This is a genomic window from Planktothrix mougeotii LEGE 06226 (assembly GCF_015207485.1).
Lineage (GTDB): Bacteria > Cyanobacteriota > Cyanobacteriia > Cyanobacteriales > Microcoleaceae > Planktothrix.
Window position 1 is genome coordinate 1 of the sequence record NZ_JADEWU010000060.1, and the last position, 21,203, is coordinate 21,203.

Sequence of the window (21,203 nt, forward strand, 5' to 3'; positions counted from 1 at the left end):
CTACACCCGGTTATATTGGCCCTGCGAGTTTTGACTATACTGTCAATGATGGAAACGGGGGAACAAGTACCGCAACTGTTAATATTACTGTTGATGAAATTCCCAACCAACCGCCTATCCTTGTTGATGATACTGCTACAACTCAACAAGATACTCCTGTCACCATAAACCCTTTAAATAACGATACCGACCCAGAAGGTGATAATTTAATTATTGAATCCGTTAATAATCCTAATAACGGTACAGTTAATCTTAATCCTGATACTGGAGAAGTTGTATTTACTCCCACTCCGGGTTATATTGGCCCTGCGAGTTTTGACTATACTGTTAATGATGGTAATGGTGGAATTAGCACCGCAACTGTTAATATTACTGTTGATGAACCCCCGACAATAGCACCTTTATCCCCTCCGGTTTTTGTACCCGATGATGAGTGTAATCTTTGTCCTCCCCTTCCTGAATTACCCAGTGTTGTTTTTCCAGAACGTCCGGTTTTAGGGTTGAGTTCTCCCAATATTGCCACAACTACTATTAACGGTACAAATGAGAATGATAATTTACTAGGAACACCTGAAAACGATAATATTTTCTCATTTGGAGGAGATGATGTTATTGATGCCTTACCCGGAGATGACAATATCTATAGTAGCGATGGCGATGATAGCGTTGATGGGGGAGAAGGAACGGCTTGGATAGAAGGGGGACAAGGAAATGATCAACTTCGGGGTAGTTTTGATAATGATACCCTTCAAGGTCAAGAAGGAAATGATAGTTTATTTGGAGGCATTGATGATATTCCCCCAATATCGGGTCGTGATCTTACTGGACAAGATTGGTTGAATGGGGGTAACGGAGATGATTTTCTGTCTGCAAATGAGAACGACGATACTTTAATCGGAGATTATGGTAATGATATTGGATATGGTGGGAAGGATAATGACCTGATTTTTGGGGATCAAGGCAATGATACCCTCTATGGGGATCAAGGCAATGATACTTTAATTGGCAGTGTAACTGATGGTAGTGTTCCACCCGAAGGGGAGGAAGAAGACGTTCTCTATGGTTATGAGAATAATGATTTAATTCAAGGCGGTATTGGTAACGATACCATTTATGCCGGGGAAGGAGATGATTTTGTCTTTGGCGGTCAACAGAATGACCTGCTACGGGGTGAATTAGGTCGAGATACCGTTTATGGTGACGAAGGCAATGACACCCTATTTGGCGGTTACTTCCCCCAAGATATGATAGCCGATCCTTCAGAGGATTTATTGTGGGGAGGTTCAGGGGATGATGTTATTTATGGCAATCTGTTTAACGATACCTTAATCGGTGGGGACGGCAATGATACCCTCTATGGCGGCGAAGACAACGATATTCTCTACGGGGAGAATGGCGATGATTTGATCTATGGAGATCAAGGCAGTGATATTATCTGCGGTGGCGATGGGGATGATACGCTCTATGGCGGTACAGGTGAAACTGGAAACATCAGAGATACCTCGGAATTAGAACAATTACAGGGCGGTGCAGGGAATGATATTCTTTCTGCTAATGAAGGCATCGGTATACTGTGCGGGGGTGAAGGCAATGATACCCTCTATGGCGGTAAAGAAGCGGATACCCTCAAAGGAGGTGCAAATGATGATTGGTTGTTTAGTGATTTGGGAAATGATAGTTTAATAGGAGGCAGTGGAAGCGATCGCTTTGTGATTGCTGCGGATACAGGATTAGATCAAATTACTGATTTCCAACTCGGACAAGATTTGATTTTATTGAGTCAGGGTTTAACGTTTAATCAACTGACTCTAACTCAAGACGGAACATCAGCTTTAATTAGTTTTAATAATCAACCTTTAGTGATGCTGAATAACATCCAAGCAGAGTTGATGACTAGCAATATGTTTGAGATATTGGTTTAATTAACCTAAGTTCGGCGTAAGTTTACACTCAGAGCGTTACGCCGAACTCAAATTTAAAAGGATTAGTTTATCACCTCTGATAGAAGGCAGAAAACCTTAAAAAACTTTATCCTAAAAATTGATAATCATTAAGGTTTGTCATGACGTTTAAATATAAATGGAAAAATGGCGCAACTCCAACACCGGATGAAGCGGCACACAAAGCTCATCTCCTTGATGAAGACCAATTTGAAACAACTCAAGATCAGAAAATTGCAGAGGAGCAAGCAAGGCAATATTTGAATGTACCCCTGCGAACATTAGATGCTGATAAATACCCTTTACCTCATGGTGATTCTACAGGTCAAAGTGCAGATATGCAAAAGCCTTAACGGAATTTAAAGGGCTATTTTGGGAGCACGACCGATTAAACCCGTCATTAATCGTAAGGCTAAATAACGAAAAACTTTCACCTTTTTTAATATTCCTAATCCCAGGCGACGTATCTTAACTTTCGGTATCCAATCTCCTGAGAAACTTCGGTCTAAGAAATCCGTTAATCCTAAAACAATTAAATTCTCTTTTTGTCTCCAGCTTTCATAGCGTTTTAAGATTTTTTCTTGTCCGATATCTTGATTATTCTGATAGGCAGTTTTCAAGACTTCTACTAAAGCTCCTGCATCTCGAATTCCCATATTTAATCCTTGTCCCCCCACAGGATGACAACAATGGGCGGCATCTCCCACTAATGCTAATCGATGTTGAATATAGCGATCGCTCTGCATTAATTGTACTGGATAAACATAGCGATCGCTTAATAATTCTAATTTTCCTAATAATCCTCCTGTACGATATTCTAATAAATTCAAAAACTCACTTTCATCTAATTCTTTTAAAGCCTGCGCTTCTGCATGGGGGGCTGTCCAAACCACTTGACAACGATTTCCAGGTAACGGTAAAACCCCCATAGGGCCACTGGGCCAGAAGCGTTCAAAGGCTACATTTTCATGAGATTTTTCAGTTTTAATCGTCATGGCTATACAAGATTGCCAATATTTCCAACCGTGAGTTTTAATTTCCGCCTCTTCCCGTAATCGAGATTTTGCCCCATCGGCGGCGACTACAATTCGACTGCAAAACCGTTGAGAATTCCCTTCTTTTTCAATTTCAATTTCGACAAAATCAGAATAATAATTAACCGTTTTTAAAATAGCCGGACATTGCCAAACAACATTCGGACAGTGTTCTAAAAAATCATACATCGCTGACAACAGCACCCCATGTTCGCCCACATATCCTAACTCATTGGTTCCTAAATCTTGCGGTAGGAATTTAACAACATTCGGATAATCGGAATCACTTAAACTAATCTGATAAAACGTCGTAATTTTAGCTAAAATCTCATCCCAAACCCCGATTTGTTTGAGAATACGTCCCGTTTGTAGGGTTAACGCATAAGCTTGTCGTCTCCCAATGGCGGCTTCTGGCGGTTGAGATTCAATAATGGTTACCTTTAACCCCGAATCTTTCAACCCACAGGCTAAAGTAGCCCCCACAATTCCACCCCCGACAATAACGACATCATAATCGATTTCTGGTTTGGAGGAATCCACGCGGGAAGCTTGAGTTTGTAAATGCGACGACACCAGCATGATATTGAGTGATTGTACTTAGAATTTGGACTAGCTCTATTGTTACACGGTTTCAGGTTGAGTTCCATAAACCCTGTTTCTACTGATAGAGTGATGACTTCAGTATACAGATGAGCCACAATAAAAGAGGTAAAGGATGAGTCAATGTAAATATGACCTTATTATTAGCCGGAGATATTGGTGGAACAAAAACGATTTTACGCTTAGTAGATGCTACCACCACAGTCGAATCAACGACAATTCAAGAACGATTAAAAACTCTCTATGAATTTCGATATTTGAGTGGGGATTATCCTGATTTAGTCCCCATTGTTGAATTGTTTTTGCAAGCTGCGAGTCAACAACTGGGTGATATTCCTCAACCGGAAAGGGCTTGTTTTGCCATTGCAGGGCCAGTGGTTAATCAAACAGCAAAATTAACCAATTTACCTTGGCGCTTAGATGCTCAACATTTAAGCAAAGAATTAGCCATTGCTCATGTGACTTTAATTAATGATTTTGAAGCCATTGGCTATGGGGTGACAGGTTTGCCCGAAAGCGATGTTTTAACCTTACAAAAAGGGCAACCTCAAGCGGGTTCTCCTATGGGGGTAATTGGCGCAGGAACAGGCTTAGGACAATGTTTTGTTATTCCGTTAACGAATGGAATTAAAGTCTATCCCTGTGAAGGCGGTCATACAGATTTTGCTCCTCGTTCTGAATTAGAATTTCAGTTAATGAAATATTTATTAGCGAAACATAATATTGATCGGGTGTCTGTAGAACGGGTGGTTTCTGGGCCTGGAATTGTGGCAATTTATCAATTTTTACGCGATCGCAATCTAGCTAAAGACGCGCCATGGCGCGTCTCTACTGAAATTGCCGAAATTGTTAAAGATTGGGAACATCAAATTGGGTTAGCAGACGTTACCGTTGATCCGGCTGCTGCAATTTCTCAAGCTGCATTAGAAAAACAGGATTCCCTGTCTGAAAAAACAATGCAAATGTTTGTTGAAGCCTATGGGGCAGAAGCTGGAAATTTAGCTTTAAAACTATTACCTTATAACGGGTTATATATTGCTGGAGGAATTGCCCCTAAAATTTTACCGTTATTAGAAACTCCCGAATTTATGGATGCTTTTTCTAATAAAGGCAGAATGAAACCAATTTTAGCAAAAGTCCCCGTTCATATCGTATTAAATTCCCAGGTTGGATTAATTGGGGCGGCAGTTTGTGCTGCGATTTTTTAAAGTTAATTTGACCTAATCTCTCTGATTAAAACCGTAAGAAATTTCGCAATCTTTACAGTTTTTTACATATAGCCAGTCTAAATGAATTGTACCCTCATAATCAGGGCTGATTATTAATCCTAAAAAATGGACACAAATCCCAGTGTAGGGGCGAGGCGCGCCTCGCCCCTACGATGAATTGGATTTTCAGTCATTTATACAACTGATTTAGACTGGCTATAGCTGGGGTTATTTCTATCCCACTACTCACAGCTTAGTCCTGATTCATCAATTAAACCACACTCACAGAACGCTGTTCTAAGGAAACTTCAAATCGTTCTCCGGGTTTAGGATTAAGTACCCGTGTAGATAGATTTTCCCTAGCTAACATAGAGCGAAAATCCTCAAGATTTCCACTTGCTTTTAATAGGGAAACTAACAACCCTTCATACACAACATCCCCTGCATCGGCGGTGGGTAACATCACTTGAGGTTTCACTAATTTTGCTAAGTCTAAGGCTGTTTGTTGTCCGCGAATAATTGGCCCCACCAAAGGTAAACTAAGATTAATTAAAGGAGTAATGACAACATCAATAGTCGCCATATCTTTTAATTCAGGAGCATGATAGCCATGGGGTTCATAATAAACCGTATTTCCTGTTGTTAAGTCTTTCAAAAGATAGGCATTTTCTAGGGTTGTGGGGCCAATGGGTGAACCCGGAAGTGCTTTAATTTCAATCTGGTTTTCTAAACAATAGGTGCTTCCATGTTCCAAGGCTCGAACTTGAGTATATCCCAATTCTTGGGCTACCTTTGCCGCATTTGGAGAACCCACAACCGGGATATTTTTATTGAGTTGCTTTAAGGTTTCAGGATGGGCATGATCTTCTAATCCCTGAGATAATAAAATTAAGTCAATCTTTTCAGGAATGGGTCTTGGGCTCCGTCTTTCCCCCTTAAATAACCAATTCATATTCCCAAAGGTTAATGCACCCACTAACCAAGGATCTATCAGAACATTTTTTCCGCTTATTTCCAGTAACCAAGAATTACTATCCAGCCAAGTGAAATACATAGAGGTTAATTCGATCACATCACTATTCTGATGATAGCGTAATTTGAGTTTGATGGGGAGATAGAATTAAGGATAAAATTGATTAATCAACTTATAAAATCCTAGTCATAAATCCTAGAATTTTTTCGGTTTAAAACCCATAAACACAGCCCTCTTTCACAATTTCCAGGCTTCTATTCATTTCTGACTGGGGTGAAACCATTTCTGCGGAATCAAAAATCATGGAGAACCTTTACCCAAATTAGAGATCAATGCTGTAAAGTAAAAAATTTAGCACCATTGACTTAACCTGCTATGCCTCAAACCTCTTCAACTACCAATCTAACGCCCACTTCAGTTGTGAGTTTAAAGATTGCCCCAGCCCAAGTTTTACGCAGTAATAACGCCTTAGTTGCGTCAGGAGAAGCGATCGCACGTTTTGGTCAACGGCCCTTAATCATTGGGGGCGATCGCTCTCTTGCTCTTACGGTTCAAAGTCTACAACCTATTTTAGAACGTTATCAACTCCAATTCGCCCAAGCATCCTACGGTACAGACTGTAGTGAAACCAGCTTAACAACCCTACATCAAGCCGTCAGCAGCCATAAAGCCGATTTTATTATCGGGACGGGTGGGGGAAAAGCCCTGGATGCAGCCAAACTCATCGCCCATCAAACCCATCTCCCCATCGTTACCATTCCCACCTCTGGGGCGACCTGCGCCGCTTGGACAGCACTTTCTAACGTTTATTCTGAGGAGGGGGCATTTTTATATGATGTCAGTTTAGATCGCTGTCCCGATTTATTGATTTTGGACTATAACTTAATTCAAACTGCTCCCCAACGGACTTTAATTGCAGGGATTGGAGATGCGATCGCTAAATGGTATGAAGCCTCCGTCAGCAGTGGACATTCCGATCAAACCTTCATGATTGCTGCGGTACAACAAGCCAGAGTGCTGCGAGATATTTTATTACAAAAATCCTTAATTGCCTTACAAGACAACGGAGGGGAAACGTGGCAGGAAGTCGTGGATGCAACGGTCTTACTGGCGGGTGTTATTGGCGGTATTGGGGGCGCTCAATGTCGCACCGTTGCGGCCCATGCGGTTCATAATGGGTTAACCCATGTTGTGGCGAGTCATGGCACATTACACGGGGAAAAAGTCGCTTATGGGATTTTAGTACAATTGCGTTTAGAGGAGATGGTACAAGGCAATCAACTCGCCGCCAGCGCCAGACAACAATTATTAAAGTTTTACACGGATTTAGGTTTACCCCAAACTTTAAATGATTTGGGAATGGGAGAAATCACCTTAGCCGAACTGCGACACGCCGCCGAAGTTGCTTGTAATGAGCGTTCTGACATTCATCGTTTACCGTTTAAAGTGGTTCCCGAACAGTTAATGGCGGCAATGGTATCAACAACGGCCCCTATTGTTGAAACCAAACTGAAGAATTAAAGAGTGTCAGAATTAAGAATTAAGAAGGGAAATAAAAAAGAAGACCGCATCAGGGGAAAATAAAGAATCACCGATCAGGGTGAAAGATGCAATTATTCAGAACCCTAAATCCTGAATTCTTTGTTTTCCTTGCTCCTGAACCTATTCGTTTTCATACAACATCATTGACCAATGACATTAGATTGGATTAGCCCTGCTGACCGGATACAAGCCCTACCGCCTTATGTTTTTGCCCGTTTAGATGAATTGAAAGCCAACGCCCGTCAACAAGGCTTAGATTTAATTGATTTAGGCATGGGAAACCCCGATGGCGCCACCCCTCAACCTGTGGTTGAAGCCGCCGTTGAGGCGTTAAGAAATCCGGCCCATCATGGCTATCCACCCTTTGAAGGCACTGCTAATTTTAGACGGGCTATTACCAATTGGTATCACCGTCGTTATGGCGTTTTCCTCGACCCCAATGGCGAAGCTTTACCTTTATTAGGGTCAAAAGAAGGATTAGGTCATTTAGCTTTAGCTTATATTAATCCGGGGGATTTAGTATTAGTTCCGAGTCCTTCCTATCCGGTTCATTTTCGCGGGCCAGTCATCGCGGGAGGAAAGGTTCATTCTCTGATTTTGAAACCGGAAAATGATTGGGTCATTGATTTAGGATCGATTCCTGATTCTATTGCAGAACAAGCTAAAATTCTCTATTTTAATTATCCCAGTAATCCCACGGGTGCAACGGCCCCCCGTGAATTTTTTGAAGAGATTGTTGCCTTTGCCCATAAACATCAAATTCTGCTGGTTCATGATTTATGTTATGCTGAATTAGCCTTTGATGGTTATCAACCTACGAGTTTATTAGAAATTCCTGGGGGAAAAGAAATTGGCGTCGAATTCCATACTATGTCTAAAACCTATAATATGGCGGGTTGGCGTGTGGGATTTGCGGTAGGAAATTCTAAGGTTTTACAAGGGTTAAGAACCTTAAAAACGAATTTGGATTATGGGGTATTTTCGGCGTTACAAGCAGCGGCAGAAACGGCTTTAAGTTTACCGGATTCCTATTTGCAAGAAGTTCAAGAACGTTATCGTACCCGACGAGATTTTTTGATTAAAGGGTTAGCTGAATTAGGCTGGACTGTTCCTAAAACCTTAGCTACTATGTATTTATGGGTTCCCTGTCCAGAGGGGATGAATTCAACGGATTTTGCCCTAACAGTTTTACAACAAACGGGTGTTGTTTTAACTCCGGGTAATGCCTTTGGTATCGGGGGAGAAGGGTATGTCAGAATTAGTTTAATTGCAGATTGCGATCGCTTAGGAGAAGCGTTAAAACGCTTAAAAGATGCCAATATTCGGTATCAACCCCAACCCGTTTCTGTTTAATTTTTATCCCTTGTTGGGCTTTAGTACCCACGAAACTAACGCTCAAGCCCAACACCGGAAAATCATTCATTTAATATGATTAAAAATTAATTATGGAATATGAAAATAATCAGAATTTATGTAATTTTATAGCCCAAAAAATTATAGAAAATCCTGATCATAGAATTACCTTTGCTGATTATATGAACTGGGTTTTATATCACCCAGAATATGGCTATTATACCGTTAATCAATCTCAATTTGGTGCAGCCGGAGATTTTGTTACTTCTCCCTATTTCGGATCAGATTTTGGGGAAATGTTAGCAGAACAGTTTTTTCAAATGTGGGAAATTCTGGATTATCCTAACCCTTTTACCTTAGTAGAAATGGGAGCAGGTCAAGGACTATTAGCCAGGGATATTTTATTATATTTAAAAAAACAATATCCTGAATTTTACAGCAAAATCAACTATATTATTTGTGAAAAATCTGCCTTTCTTAAACAACAACAGCAAAAACAACTTAAAAATCAGTTGAATCTTAACTTATCAATTCAATGGTGTGATTTAGAGACGCTTCAAAATGAAGCGATTATTGGCTGTTTTTTCTCTAATGAATTAGTTGATGCGTTCCCCGTCCATCAAGTTATCGTTCAAAATCATCAACTTCAAGAAATTTATATTACTGTAGATTCCGAAGACTCAACAGATATTAAATTTAAAGAAACTATTGGTGAACTTTCAACCGTAAAAATCATAGACTATTTTAAATTAATTGATATTGATTTATGTTCTAATATTTACCCAGAAGGCTATCGAACAGAAGTTAATTTAGTCGCCCTAGACTGGATTAAAACCTTATCATCTAAACTGAATCAAGGTTTTATTCTTACCGTTGATTATGGTTATCAAGCCCAACGATATTATCTTCCTAGTCGTTGTGAAGGAACATTACAATGTTATTATCAACATCGCCATCATAATGATCCCTATATTAATATTGGTAAACAGGATTTAACCGCCCATATCAACTTCACCGCCTTAGAACGTTACGGGGAACACTATAACCTTCATCCCCAGGGGTTTACCCAACAAGCTTTATTTTTAATGGCGTTAGGCTTAGGCGATCGCATTGCAACTTTATCCCAACCTTCAGAATATTCTATTTCGGAAGTATTACAACGGCGAGACTGTTTACATTCTCTCATCGATCCTATGGGGGTGGGAAACTTTGGGGTTCTCCTACAATCTAAAGGGTTAAGTCTGTCTCAACAACCCATTCCCCTGAAAGGGTTCAATATCCCCCTTTAACCCTCTCAATTAGGATGGCTCAGGGATAGAATGTTAAAACACTTCCGACAGTTAAAAAAAGATCAGGCTGATCTGCACCTTTCTACGGATATTACTGAATTAAAAGTATTATTTATTACCCGTACAGTGATCAATACTGATAGTAACTTGTGATCAAACTCACAACTTTTGTCTCAATAACTTCAGGGAAATTTTATATAGACATGAAGCCGACACATCATATAGGAAGGTATTCCCAAGGTATTTTATCGTGGCTTTATATTTCCATTGACAAACTGTAAACCTTCTGTAAAAATAACCCCTATTGGCAAAAAACCTATAGACAACCCTAAACTAATTCTGTCATATTGGTAACAAGGTAGAACAAGGAAACTAAGAACACCCCTGTTCAAACCCCTTGCTTCTACCGAGGCTACTAAAATACAAAGGATGAGGCTGAGATGAAAACCACATTATCTAAAATTATTGGTTCTACTATATTAGCGACTGGAGTTGCAGTTTCTTTGGTTGGAGCACCTGCACAAGCAGCGACCCTAGGAAAAGATGTCTGTAGCACAACTAACATCTCATTAGGTGGAGTAAACTCTACCGCTTGTAAAGGTTCTTTTACAGGAAACGATACCGGAGCAGGAAATCCTTTACTGACTGAACTAAACGGCGGTTTATTTACCACAGAATTTAAGAGTAATCAAACAGTGAGTTGGTCAGACGGCGGTAAGTCGGAAGAAGGTCAAACAGGACTGTTTGGTTTTAATGCAGACTATGGTTTGGCTAAAGGGGACTGGGGTTTCACCAAAACACCAACATTCAACACATTTGTAGTCAGCTTAAAAAGCAGCACCACCTACAGTGCTTATCTGTTCAAAGATTATGATTGGTCTAAAGGCCTAGATGGAGTATTCAGCACAATTGGTGTTTCTACTAACAAGCAAGGTAAAGCTCAAGCTCTGTCTCACGCTTCCTTGTTTGTTGCTAACGTCACCACCGTGACTCCTCCTCCGGCTGAAGTTCCTGAACCTACCACATTAGTTGGTTTAGGGTTAGCCTTCGGTGGAATGCTGGCTTCTCGTCGTCGTCAATCTCACTAAGAAATGATGCTGACATTAGTTCATGAAAACATTTCAACGCTTATGTTAACACTTGTCTCATACCATTGAGATCCTCAGCCTTTACTCATCCAATTCATAAAAGTAGCGGTACTCATCACACCGCTATTTTATTGGAAAAAGCGATAACTGAAAATCCAATGCTAGTTATCTAGTCTAATCAGTTGTAGAACTCTATACTCAAACATCTATTTGTACTCATTGGAAACTGTGATCATCCTGTCAATCACGGTTTGTTCAGGTATGAATTACCCAAAAACCTCAGAGGGTTAAAAAAGATCACGAACATCTGCGTCTTTTAGGGGATATTACGGATGTAGAAGTATTTATTATTACCCGTATACCTATCAATTAATGGACTATCTTGTGATCAAACTCACAAATTTTGTCTCTACGGATTCAGGAAAATTCTATTTAGATACAAAGCATACACATCCTTTAACCGGGTTTTCTCAGGGGATTTTACCGTATCTTTATCGTTGTATCGACAGACTGTAAAACTTCTGTAAAAATAATCTCTATTGGCAAAAAAACTATAGACAACCCCAAACTGATTCTGTCATATTGATAACAAGGTAGAACAAAGAAATCAAGAACGACCCAGTTCCAACTCCTTGTTTCTACCCAGACTACTAGAGTACAAAATATCAAGGATGAGACTGAGATGAAAACCACATTATCAACAATTATCGGTTCTGCTTTATTAGCTACTGGATTCGCCGTTTCCTTAATAGCTGCACCTGCACAAGCTAATCCTGGTGGAAGCAGTAGTTCAAACGCTGGTGGAAACAGTAGTTCAAACGCTGGTGGAAACAGTAGTTCAAACGCTGGTGGAAACAGTAGCGCAAACGCTGGTGGAAACACTGGTGGTGGAACTGTTACACCCCCAGCATCTAGTTTCACATTAGGCTCTACACAAACCTTTAACTTCGCTAATATTTTAGGTGGCGATACAGTTGGGGATGGCATTGTCAGCCAATTCAATCTTAATGTTAGCGAAACCGATACCAATCAAGTTCTGTTCCAGTTTGTCAATACAGGTTCAGTATCAAGTGCGTTTATTAGCCAAATTCAATTCTCTGATGCGAGTAACTTGTTAAACTTCAATAGTTTTGCACCAGCCTACAGTGACCCAAACGTGAGTTTTGAAGCCGATAGTAAAAATTTAGCTCAATCTAAAAAAATTGCGAATTGGGAAAACAGCTTTGGTTTTGCAACAACCAGTCAAGGTTCAGGAAATGGTGGAATTGATGCGGGTGAAAAGTTAGGCTTACTCTTCGATGGCAATTTTCAGTCAGTCATCAGTGCTTTGACTTCTAATCAATTAACAGTGGGAATGCACGTTCAAGGAATTGGCATTGCTAATGGCGCAAGTGATACATTTATCAGTGGAAATCCCGAAAATGTTAAAGTTCCCGAACCCGCCACATTAGCTGGTTTAGGTTTAGCTTTCGGTGGAATGCTGGCTTCTCGTCGTCGCAAATCTCACTAAGAAATGATGCTGAAATTAGTGTCAAAACATCTCAAGGCTTAAATTAATACTTGTCTGACAACGTTAATATCCTAAGCCTTTCTCTCATCCAATTCAGAAGAGTAGCGGTTCTCATCACACCGCTACTTTATTGGAAAAAGCAATCACTAGAAATCTAATTCTAGTCATTTCGTGAAATCAGTTGTAGAACAACTCCATACTTACTCATCTATCATCATCAACTAGGGTGCATTTACCCACTCGCCAGTTAAAACCATAAACCGTTAATAACCTTCAATAAAATCAATCACTTGATGTAATGTTCCCGGCTTTGTTACAATCAATATCGTTGAACCCGGTTCTAAAACTGTACTCCCATTGGGAATCATTAAATTATCTTGGGGATGAGGTTGATAACCAATAATTAAAGAACCCGTTGGAAACCGAGAATCTTGAGCAATTTCCGCCACACTCCGACCCGCTACATAACAATTTTTCGGAATCGCTAATTTTAACACTTCAATTTGTCCTTGCTCAAAGTGCATCATTGATTCCACTTGAGGATATTCAATGGCATTCACCATCGTAGAAACCCCCAGTTCAACGGTACTAATAATATGATTAGCACCCGCTAAACGCAGAGGTTGAGCAAAATCTGGGTGTCGCATTCGACTTAAAATATGAGGAACGCCATAGTGTTTCGCCAGAGTTACCATTGCTAAGTTCAGCGCGTCACTTCTGAGAGCCGCTGCTAAGGAATTTGCTTTACGAATACCCGCTTCTAATAACACCTCTGTACTCACTGCACTGCCTTCAAATGCCATGACACCGATTTTTTCCCGTGCATAACGACAGGCGTTTGGGTCAATATCAATAACGGCTACAGTATGCCCCAATTCTAACAATTTTTGAGCTAAACTCAACCCCACTAAGCCACCGCCACCAATCAGAACATACATAGAAACTCCTTATTCTGGGTTGACATGAATATTAGCTTCTGGCAATCTTAGTCCATAATACAAAAACTTATTACCAGTATCGAGAGTGGATGTTACCGAATTAGTCAGAATTTCAATTATTCTCCTACTGGTTGCGACAATTGTAGCTTTATTATCGCGCCGGGTAGGAATTCCTTATGTTACAGGTTTAGTGTTAGCGGGCTTACCCTTTACAGAATTAATGTCTCGTCCCATTGGTTTAGACCCGTCCCTGGTTTTAAATCTATTTTTACCGATTCTGATCTTTGATGCGGGAATTAATACCGATGTTAGTCGTCTCCGTAGTACCTTTAAACCCATTGCCCTTTTAGCTGGCCCAGGAGCTATTCTTTCAAGTGCAATTATCGCAGTTCTGTTAAAATTTGGGTTGGGATTAGGTTGGATACCTGCTGCATTTATGGGGGTGATTCTGGCAAATACGGATACAGTTTCCATGATTGCGGTATTTAAAGAAATCCCCGTTCCCTCCCGACTCTCTACCATTGTCGAAGGAGAAACCTTGTTTAATGATGCGGCGGCTTTGGTCGGTTTTAATCTGATTTCACAAGTGTATTCAACGGGTTCACTTACGTTCCAAGACGGTATCCAACAACTGCTATTTATCTCTATTGGAGGCAGTATAGTCGGGTTAGTTTTAGGTTATTTAACTATCCCTGTATTTGCCCGTTTAGATGATCCTCTTAATAGTTTATTACTAACAGTCGCCGTAGCATTAGGAACGTTTCAGGCGGGACAATTTCTAGGGGTATCTGGTGCGGTGGCGGTGGTGGTGGCGGGATTAATTTTCGGAAATTTGGGACTGTCTCGCCAAACCACTGCTTCCAGTCGCATCACGTTATTGAGTTTCTGGGAATACGCTAGTTTTACGGTCAATACTTTTATTTTTCTATTAATTGGGGTAGAGATCAATTTATTAACGTTTTGGCAAACTTTACCTGCGGTTTTACTTGCTGTTTTAGCGTATCAATTCGGGCGAGTTTTGACGGTTTATCCGCTTTTAGCAATAGTTCGTTGGTTTGACCGTCCCATTCCGTTGCGTTGGCAACATTTACTGTTTTTTGGTAATATTAAAGGCTCACTTTCTATGGCTTTAGCGTTGAGTTTACCCCCGACACTCCCAGGACGAGATATTCTAATTACACTGGTTTTTGGAAGTGTGCTGGTGTCGTTAGTCGGACAGGGTTTAAGTTTACCTTGGGTGGTGAAACGTTTAAAGTTATCGACGATTTCCCCAACTCAAGAGCAGATGGAAGAATGGCAAGCTGAATTAATTACGGCGAAGGCTGCACAGGATGAATTAGAAGGGTTATTAAAGTCGGGAATATTGCCAAAATCAGTTTATGAAGAAATGCGGTCACGCTATCAGGTGAAAGTAGCGGGAGCAGAAAAGTCTTTGCGAGAATTTTATAATCGTCGTTCTGGGGATTTGGAGGATTCTACAGGCGATTATATTAGTAAATTGGATGCCATTCGTCGCCGTTTAATCTTGGCGGAAAAAGGGGTTCTCAATGAAGCTTTACGAAAACGGATTTTGTCGGAAGCTATTGTCCGAGGACGTCTACGAACTCTCGATGAACAGTTGCTACAACTAGAGGATGATTAATCTTTTATTTAAGTCTTAAGCATAAAATGGCGATTTTGTCAAGATACCCCTAAGCTGCTTAAGGTATTTTCCAAAAAACTCGTGCATCGCCAGACATAAATTCAGTCAGAAAATCTGGATATTTGACGGTAGAATCAGGGTTGTAGCCTCGATTTTTGCCTATAGACACAATAACCCCTTGGGTGGTGTTTTTTATAGTCTATCAGAACCCCTATAATCTCGTCAACTATTTGAGAGAAATTCTCAATCAAATTTCAGGATTTCCTGACAATCTTTTAAAAAACGGAATAATTATAAAATTTTAATTATAAAAACTTATCTTATTTCTACAGATTCTCTATACCTATGATTTGATTTACCCTAACTTATATTCCATCCTTAAATGTATGCTACACATCTCCCCCCTTTTTAAGGGGGGTTGGGGGGGATCATCTGTAGCATCTATAAGGGGATTTCGTATTATATTTCTGTCTCGGTGTAAGGGCGAGGCGACCTCGCCCCTACAATTTTACAATTTAGGGTTGAAAGCTGTGTTTAATATCGGGGTGAATTAAGACACAGAAACAACTTGTTCAACGCTTTCATTCCCCATTCTATCCACCGCACGGATGGCATAACTTCCAGGGTTAACCCGAATAGAAGTTGTATTTTTATCCACAACTTTAACTAACTGCCAACCGTTAGAAAATTGTTGATAAATTGCCCAAGAGCGGATATCGGTTTCAGCAGAAGGACTCCAAGAAATCATCCCTGAATTTACTTGAATATCACTGGGAGTTTGAGGAGGTTGATTATCCAACCAAGGCATGGGGGGAACTAAAGCTGGAGTGGGATAAATCGCACTTTTGAAAATATCATTAACCCCTTGACGATTATCGCGGAAAATCTTCATACTAAAAAAGATATTTCCTAAAGATAATTGAGCCAATCTTTGTCGAGAAATCGCCACCTGTCGTTGCAGTTCAGAGACAGGCCATTCGTTGTCAATTCGATACAGAGCATTTCCCGTATAAACATGGCGTCGTTGGGGATTATGTTGTAACCACCAATCTAATAATACTGGATAACTTTGTTGAGGCGGATCAATTTTCCAATACAATTGAGGGGATAAATAATCCATCCATCCTTGTTCTATCCATAATTTCACATCGGCGTAGAGAGAATCATATTGATCTAATCCTACAGTTCCAGGCGCTGCGCCGGGGCGATAAATTCCAAAGGGACTAATACCAAATTTAACATAAGGTTTCGTCGCTTTAATACCATCATGAATGCGTTTAATCATCAGATTAACATTTTGACGACGCCAATCTTTTAACCCTAATGTTCCACCCGCAGCACGATAGGCATTATAGATTTGACTATCAGGAAATGGAATACCATCTTTAGGATAGGGATAGAAATAATCATCTAAATGGATGCCATCAATATCATACCGTTGTACCACATCCATAATTACATTAAACGTTTGATCTTGAACTTCCCGCGCACCGGGTTCCATCCAAACTAAATCCCCATATTGATAGGCATATTGGGGGAATCTTGACGCCATGTGATTCGGTGCAAAGGGAGCATTTCCTCTTAATCTAGCGCGATAGGGATTAAACCAAGCGTGTAATTCAATATTGCGTTTATGAGCTTCTTCAATGGCAAATTGTAGCGGATCATAATAGGGATTGGGGGGATTTCCTTGGGTTCCGGTTAACCAGGCACTCCAAGGTTCTATACTGGAACTATACAACGCATCACCATTGGGACGAACTTGCAGAATTAACGCATTTAAGTTTAATTCTTGCATCCGATTTAAGATGGCAATCAGTTCAAATTTTTGTTGATCAACGGATAAATTAGATTTAGACGGCCAATCAATATTGGCAACGGTAGCGACCCAAACCCCACGAAATTCTCGTTGATGACTAATCCCACTCGCAGGATTAACAATTCCTTGAGCTAATAAATTATCCGATTGTTCTTGTCTGAATGTAGCGATATTAACGGAAGTGGAAAGCACGGGAAATTGAATTAAGGTTAATCCTAGAAAAACACAACAGAGGGATAAAGCAAAATAGCGTTGAAAACGGGTAATTTTTCCGAGTCTAAATCGTTGAATGTGATTGTGAACTGAACGAGTTAAAGATTTTAACCGTTTGATACGCATAGACCAAAAACGAGTCTGGTGTTGAATAGGTTTCCAATTCATGTTTGTTTGTTGGAGGAGATGACTAATATCAGTTATCAGTAAATAGTGATCAGTTACCAGTTATGAAATCGTTGACAGTGATCATTAATTAGTCAAGTCTTAATTTAACTTCTTTCACTGATAACTGATGACTGATGACTGATGACTGATGACTGATAACTGATGACTGATGACTGATGACTGATTAATAGCTTAACGAAGAAGGGGACATCTTACAAGGGATGTTATTCTAACCCCGTGAAGAAAATCCCCCACTTTCGGGAGTAAATCATGATCCATTTTCGGTACAATACTTAAGTACAACTTGGTGAAGGAAACGAACAATGAGCGCAGTAAAAATCGGTATTATTGGGGGAAGTGGATTATATAAGATGGAGGCATTTACCGATGTGGAGGAACTACACCTCGATACTCCCTTTGGTCATCCTTCCGATGCAATTTTAGTGGGAACCTTAGAAGGAATGCGAGTTGCATTTTTAGCTCGACATGGACGAAACCATAAATTTTTACCGACAGAATTACCCTATCGTGCTAATATTTACGCGCTGAAAAGTTTAGGCGTTGAGTATATTATTTCTGCTTCGGCTGTGGGGTCTTTAAAAGAAGAGGTTAAACCCTTAGATTTAGTTGTTCCTGATCAATTTATTGATCGAACTTATCAACGAAATTCTACATTTTTTGGTGAAGGGGTTGTGGCTCATATCGGTTTCGGTCATCCCTTTTGTTCTCATCTTTCAAAAATTTTGGGACAAGCGATCGCTAGTTTAAATTTACCTGATATAGATTATCATTTATCGGGAACCTATGTCTGTATGGAGGGGCCAGCCTTTTCTACTAAAGCTGAATCTAATTTATATCGCAGTTGGGGGGGAACGATTATCGGGATGACGAATTTAACAGAAGCGAAATTAGCCAGAGAAGCAGAAATTGCTTATACCACTTTAGCTTTAGTGACGGATTATGATTGTTGGCATCCCGATCATGATCATGTCACCGTAGAAATGGTGATTCAAAATTTACATAAAAATGCGGTTAATGCTCAAAAAGTGATTCAAGAAACCGTCCGTCGCTTAAAGGATAATTTACCCCCATCAGAAGCTCATTCAGCATTAAAATATGCCATCTTAACCCCCCTGAATCAAATTCCCCCAGACCGACTGCAACAGTTAGAACTATTCTTAAAAAAATATATCTAAACTTACGGTGGGCTATGCCCACTTAAGTGATCTACAACTTAATAGCAGAAGTGTCAAATTTAAAGGATAAATACCTGATGCTCGCTCATCCCCAACCCCAACTTATGACTCCCCAGGAATACCTAAAATGGGAAGAACAACAACCCCTGAAGTATGAATACATGAATGGGCAAGTCTTTGCCATGACTGGGGGCACTCTTCCCCATAACTCTATTGCTTTGAACCTCGCCTCCGCGCTCAAAAATCACCTACGGGGTAAGGGATGTAAAGTCTTCATGGCAGATGCTAAAGTGGGAGTTTCACAAAATGGCCCCTTTCACTATCCCGATGTCATGGTCACTTGTGATAGTCGAGATCAAAGAGCTCGCCAGGTTGTCTATCATCCTTGTCTGATTGTAGAAGTATTGTCACCCGGCACAGAACAGATTGATCAAGGCAAAAAATTTAGGAATTATCGTCCCATTGATACTTTAAAAGAATATGTTCTGATTGAAGCAGAAACAATGAGTGTAGATTGTTATCGACTCAATGAGAAAGAAAAATGGGAACTTACTGCTTATTCCCTGGAAGAAACTGCTACCAACGAGACAGATTTGGAAGTTCACTTAACCAGCGTTAATTTCCATTGTCCTATTTCTTTGTTGTACGAAGATGTTGTTTTTCCTGGAGACAATAGGGAGGAATTTGTTGACAGTTAAGCCGTTAATTGATATAATAATAAAAATTCACTACCCTTGCACGGATAATCATGTTAGCTACCTCCCCCACCTACACAATTACTTGGGAAAAGTTGCCAGATGATTTTGTGCTACCCGATGACCCAGTGGATAATATTAATCAACCCGCCCTTGCTGCCGCCTTAACCGAAGGTTTACAACTTGCCGGAAAACTACCGGAAACAGCCCTAACTCCCACTAACTATGGCATTTGTGCCACGATTAATGGTAAATTAGCCATTAAAGCTCCAGATTGGGCTTATATTCACCCGATTACTGTTAGTCGAGAGGAAGTTTTTCGCAGTTATACCCCCCATTTACAGGGGAATATTCCAGCCCTAGTGTTAGAGTTTTTATCCGATACTGACGGAGGAGAATATTCCGTTAAAGAAACCTATCCTCCTGGGAAATTTTTCTTCTATGAACAGGTTTTGAAAGTACCCAATTATGGAATTTTTGACCTCCAGACCGGAATTTTAGAACTGTATCGTTTCGGGGATAATCAACGCTATCGGCTGGAGTCAGCAAATGAGCAAGGCTGGTTTTGGATAGCAGAAATGCAGTTGTTTTTGGGGGTATGGGAAGGAAACCGCCAAAACCGTCAAGGCTATTGGTTGCGCTGGTGGGATGAGCAGGGAAATTTACTATTGTGGGGTGCTGAACGAGTTGATCAGGAACGTCAACGAGTTGAGCAGGAACGTCAACGGGCTGATCAGGAACGTCAACGGGCTGAGAAATTAATCGCTCAACTTCGTGCTGCTGGTATTGAGCCTGTGGAGTAGTTGAGGATGGGAATTGCTACAGGCTATCGGTTTTTTCCTATCGGGTTAACTGTTATAATTCCGATGCAGTTGATAGCCAAACCAACAAATCTTCTACTGTTTTAAAGTCTAAAACAGCTTCTCCTAAATTCTCTAATTGTTCAGAGTTTAACTCTCGGATACTTGCCTGAGTTTCCGGTGAGATTTCACCCAATAATCGAGAAATTATTCGCATAATTAATGATAATTTACCTTCAATAATTCCTTGCTTAATTCCTTGCTTAATTCCTAAGATTCTGCCATCTTCTATGCCTTTAAGAACAGCCCCGCGTTGGTCTTCAAAAAACATTTCGCGTTTTTCTAGTTTTTCTAATTCGTCTAGGGTTAAATTGGCTCGATTTGCCAGTTCAAAAGCCGTTTGAATTTCGACAATCGATGACAATTCCTCTGGAATTTGTTCAAGTTGAGAAACGTTTTTAATAAAATAAGCCCAGCTTTGAGACAGATTTTCCAGTTGTTCTAATTCTTGATTAAATTTAGGCAATTCTACAAAAATTAACTCGATTTCTCGTTCAGGATACTCGAACTTATTTTCTATTTCTTGGAATATAAAATGGGAGAGAAAATTATCGTTATTTTTAAATAAAATAAAGTCGGTAATTGTTAATGCAATTAGGGGATTTAACTTAGAATATCCCTCTCTGGGTTTGAGTTGAGTAGCGTAGGTTTTAGCCGCATTATAAATAACTCGCTTGGTAAAAGCAGGAACATTAATCACCTGCATTTCAATAATTACTGTTTTATTCCCAGTAATTTTAGCTTTAACATCCAGATAACTATCTTTTAATCCCGTAACACTTCCCCCCGCATAAGGGTCAATAATTTCTAAATCTTTAATAGTTGGTTGTCCGTCATAGATCATCGCATTAAGGAAGCTGATCAGGACGTTTTTGCTCTGGGGAGAAGCAAAGACTTTTTTGAACCCAAAATCGGTTTTAACACTAATAAAACGCATAGGTAGATATTTTCGATTGGGCTGATTATATGATATTATAATATAAAAATCATTATATCTGGAGTGAGGGTCAGCTAGGCTTAATGAGATGCGATCGCCTAGATACTCCCTGGGGTTTTGATCTGATTGTTCCTCAAAACCCCCTAAAAGAGCGATCGCACTCTATCAAACTCACGTTCCCAATCTGATTCTGAAATC

At 40.1% G+C, this 21,203-nt stretch carries 17 protein-coding genes; 12 read left to right on the forward strand and 5 right to left on the reverse strand.

Annotated elements, in window-relative coordinates; all coding sequences use genetic code 11:
- Nucleotides 1-1,922 (forward strand): Ig-like domain-containing protein (locus IQ236_RS20180; protein WP_193870949.1); only part of this gene is annotated, 1,922 nt, incomplete at its 5' end.
- Nucleotides 1,923-2,062: 140 nt separating this feature from the next.
- Complete coding sequence (locus IQ236_RS20185; RefSeq protein WP_193870950.1) at nt 2,063-2,293, forward strand: bromodomain-containing protein; 231 nt, start codon at nt 2,063-2,065, stop codon at nt 2,291-2,293.
- A gap of 6 nt (nt 2,294-2,299) precedes the next feature.
- Here the strand turns inward: IQ236_RS20185 and IQ236_RS20190 are convergent, their stop codons facing one another.
- On the reverse strand, nt 2,300-3,553 hold the full coding sequence (locus IQ236_RS20190) for an FAD-dependent hydroxylase (RefSeq protein WP_193870951.1): 1,254 nt from the start codon (nt 3,551-3,553) through the stop codon (nt 2,300-2,302).
- A gap of 152 nt (nt 3,554-3,705) precedes the next feature.
- On the opposite strand from IQ236_RS20190, the gene IQ236_RS20195 reads away from it, so the two are divergent.
- On the forward strand, nt 3,706-4,782 hold the full coding sequence (locus IQ236_RS20195) for a glucokinase (RefSeq protein ID WP_193870952.1): 1,077 nt from the start codon (nt 3,706-3,708) through the stop codon (nt 4,780-4,782).
- Nucleotides 4,783-5,053: 271 nt separating this feature from the next.
- On the opposite strand, the gene IQ236_RS20200 is transcribed toward IQ236_RS20195, so the two are convergent.
- The gene (locus IQ236_RS20200; RefSeq protein ID WP_193870953.1) at nt 5,054-5,836 is read right to left on the reverse strand and encodes an MBL fold metallo-hydrolase; all 783 of its coding nucleotides are present in this window, start codon (nt 5,834-5,836) and stop codon (nt 5,054-5,056) included.
- Nucleotides 5,837-6,130: 294 nt separating this feature from the next.
- Between IQ236_RS20200 and IQ236_RS20205 the strand changes: the two genes are divergently transcribed.
- From IQ236_RS20205 to IQ236_RS20225, 5 genes are all read left to right on the forward strand, one after another.
- Nucleotides 6,131-7,276, forward strand: coding sequence for an iron-containing alcohol dehydrogenase family protein (locus IQ236_RS20205; protein ID WP_193870954.1), 1,146 nt, complete (start codon nt 6,131-6,133; stop codon nt 7,274-7,276).
- A 171-nt stretch (nt 7,277-7,447) separates the two neighbouring features.
- Nucleotides 7,448-8,650 carry an aspartate aminotransferase gene (locus IQ236_RS20210; protein ID WP_193870955.1) on the forward strand — a complete coding sequence of 401 codons (1,203 nt, stop codon included), beginning with the start codon at nt 7,448-7,450 and terminating at the stop codon, nt 8,648-8,650.
- 92 nt (nt 8,651-8,742) lie between these two features.
- Entirely contained in the window at nt 8,743-9,939 is a 1,197-nt protein-coding gene (locus IQ236_RS20215; RefSeq protein WP_193870956.1) for a class I SAM-dependent methyltransferase, read from the forward strand.
- A gap of 440 nt (nt 9,940-10,379) precedes the next feature.
- The gene (locus IQ236_RS20220) at nt 10,380-11,027 is read left to right on the forward strand and encodes a PEP-CTERM sorting domain-containing protein (RefSeq protein WP_193870957.1); all 648 of its coding nucleotides are present in this window, start codon (nt 10,380-10,382) and stop codon (nt 11,025-11,027) included.
- Nucleotides 11,028-11,709: 682 nt separating this feature from the next.
- Nucleotides 11,710-12,537 (forward strand): PEP-CTERM sorting domain-containing protein, encoded by an 828-nt coding sequence (locus tag IQ236_RS20225; protein ID WP_193870958.1) that lies wholly within the window; start codon nt 11,710-11,712, stop codon nt 12,535-12,537.
- A gap of 263 nt (nt 12,538-12,800) precedes the next feature.
- Here IQ236_RS20225 and IQ236_RS20230 read toward each other — a convergent pair whose 3' ends face one another.
- On the reverse strand, nt 12,801-13,475 hold the full coding sequence (locus IQ236_RS20230) for a potassium channel family protein (protein WP_193870959.1): 675 nt from the start codon (nt 13,473-13,475) through the stop codon (nt 12,801-12,803).
- Nucleotides 13,476-13,560: 85 nt separating this feature from the next.
- Between IQ236_RS20230 and IQ236_RS20235 the strand changes: the two genes are divergently transcribed.
- Nucleotides 13,561-15,117 carry a cation:proton antiporter gene (locus IQ236_RS20235; protein WP_193870960.1) on the forward strand — a complete coding sequence of 519 codons (1,557 nt, stop codon included), beginning with the start codon at nt 13,561-13,563 and terminating at the stop codon, nt 15,115-15,117.
- A 550-nt stretch (nt 15,118-15,667) separates the two neighbouring features.
- Here IQ236_RS20235 and IQ236_RS20240 read toward each other — a convergent pair.
- Nucleotides 15,668-17,317, reverse strand: coding sequence for a glycoside hydrolase family 10 protein (locus tag IQ236_RS20240; protein ID WP_193870961.1), 1,650 nt, complete (start codon nt 17,315-17,317; stop codon nt 15,668-15,670).
- A 323-nt stretch (nt 17,318-17,640) separates the two neighbouring features.
- Between IQ236_RS20240 and IQ236_RS20245 the strand changes: the two genes are divergently transcribed.
- The 3 genes from IQ236_RS20245 (at nt 17,641) to IQ236_RS20255 (ending at nt 20,011) form a co-directional block, all read left to right on the forward strand.
- Complete coding sequence (locus tag IQ236_RS20245; RefSeq protein WP_193870962.1) at nt 17,641-18,513, forward strand: S-methyl-5'-thioadenosine phosphorylase; 873 nt, start codon at nt 17,641-17,643, stop codon at nt 18,511-18,513.
- Nucleotides 18,514-18,590: 77 nt separating this feature from the next.
- Entirely contained in the window at nt 18,591-19,211 is a 621-nt protein-coding gene (locus IQ236_RS20250) for a Uma2 family endonuclease (protein WP_193870963.1), read from the forward strand.
- A 50-nt stretch (nt 19,212-19,261) separates the two neighbouring features.
- Complete coding sequence (locus IQ236_RS20255) at nt 19,262-20,011, forward strand: Uma2 family endonuclease (protein ID WP_193870964.1); 750 nt, start codon at nt 19,262-19,264, stop codon at nt 20,009-20,011.
- Nucleotides 20,012-20,063: 52 nt separating this feature from the next.
- Here IQ236_RS20255 and IQ236_RS20260 read toward each other — a convergent pair whose 3' ends face one another.
- Nucleotides 20,064-21,005 (reverse strand): Rpn family recombination-promoting nuclease/putative transposase, encoded by a 942-nt coding sequence (locus tag IQ236_RS20260; protein WP_193870965.1) that lies wholly within the window; start codon nt 21,003-21,005, stop codon nt 20,064-20,066.
- Nucleotides 21,006-21,203 lie beyond the last annotated feature (198 nt).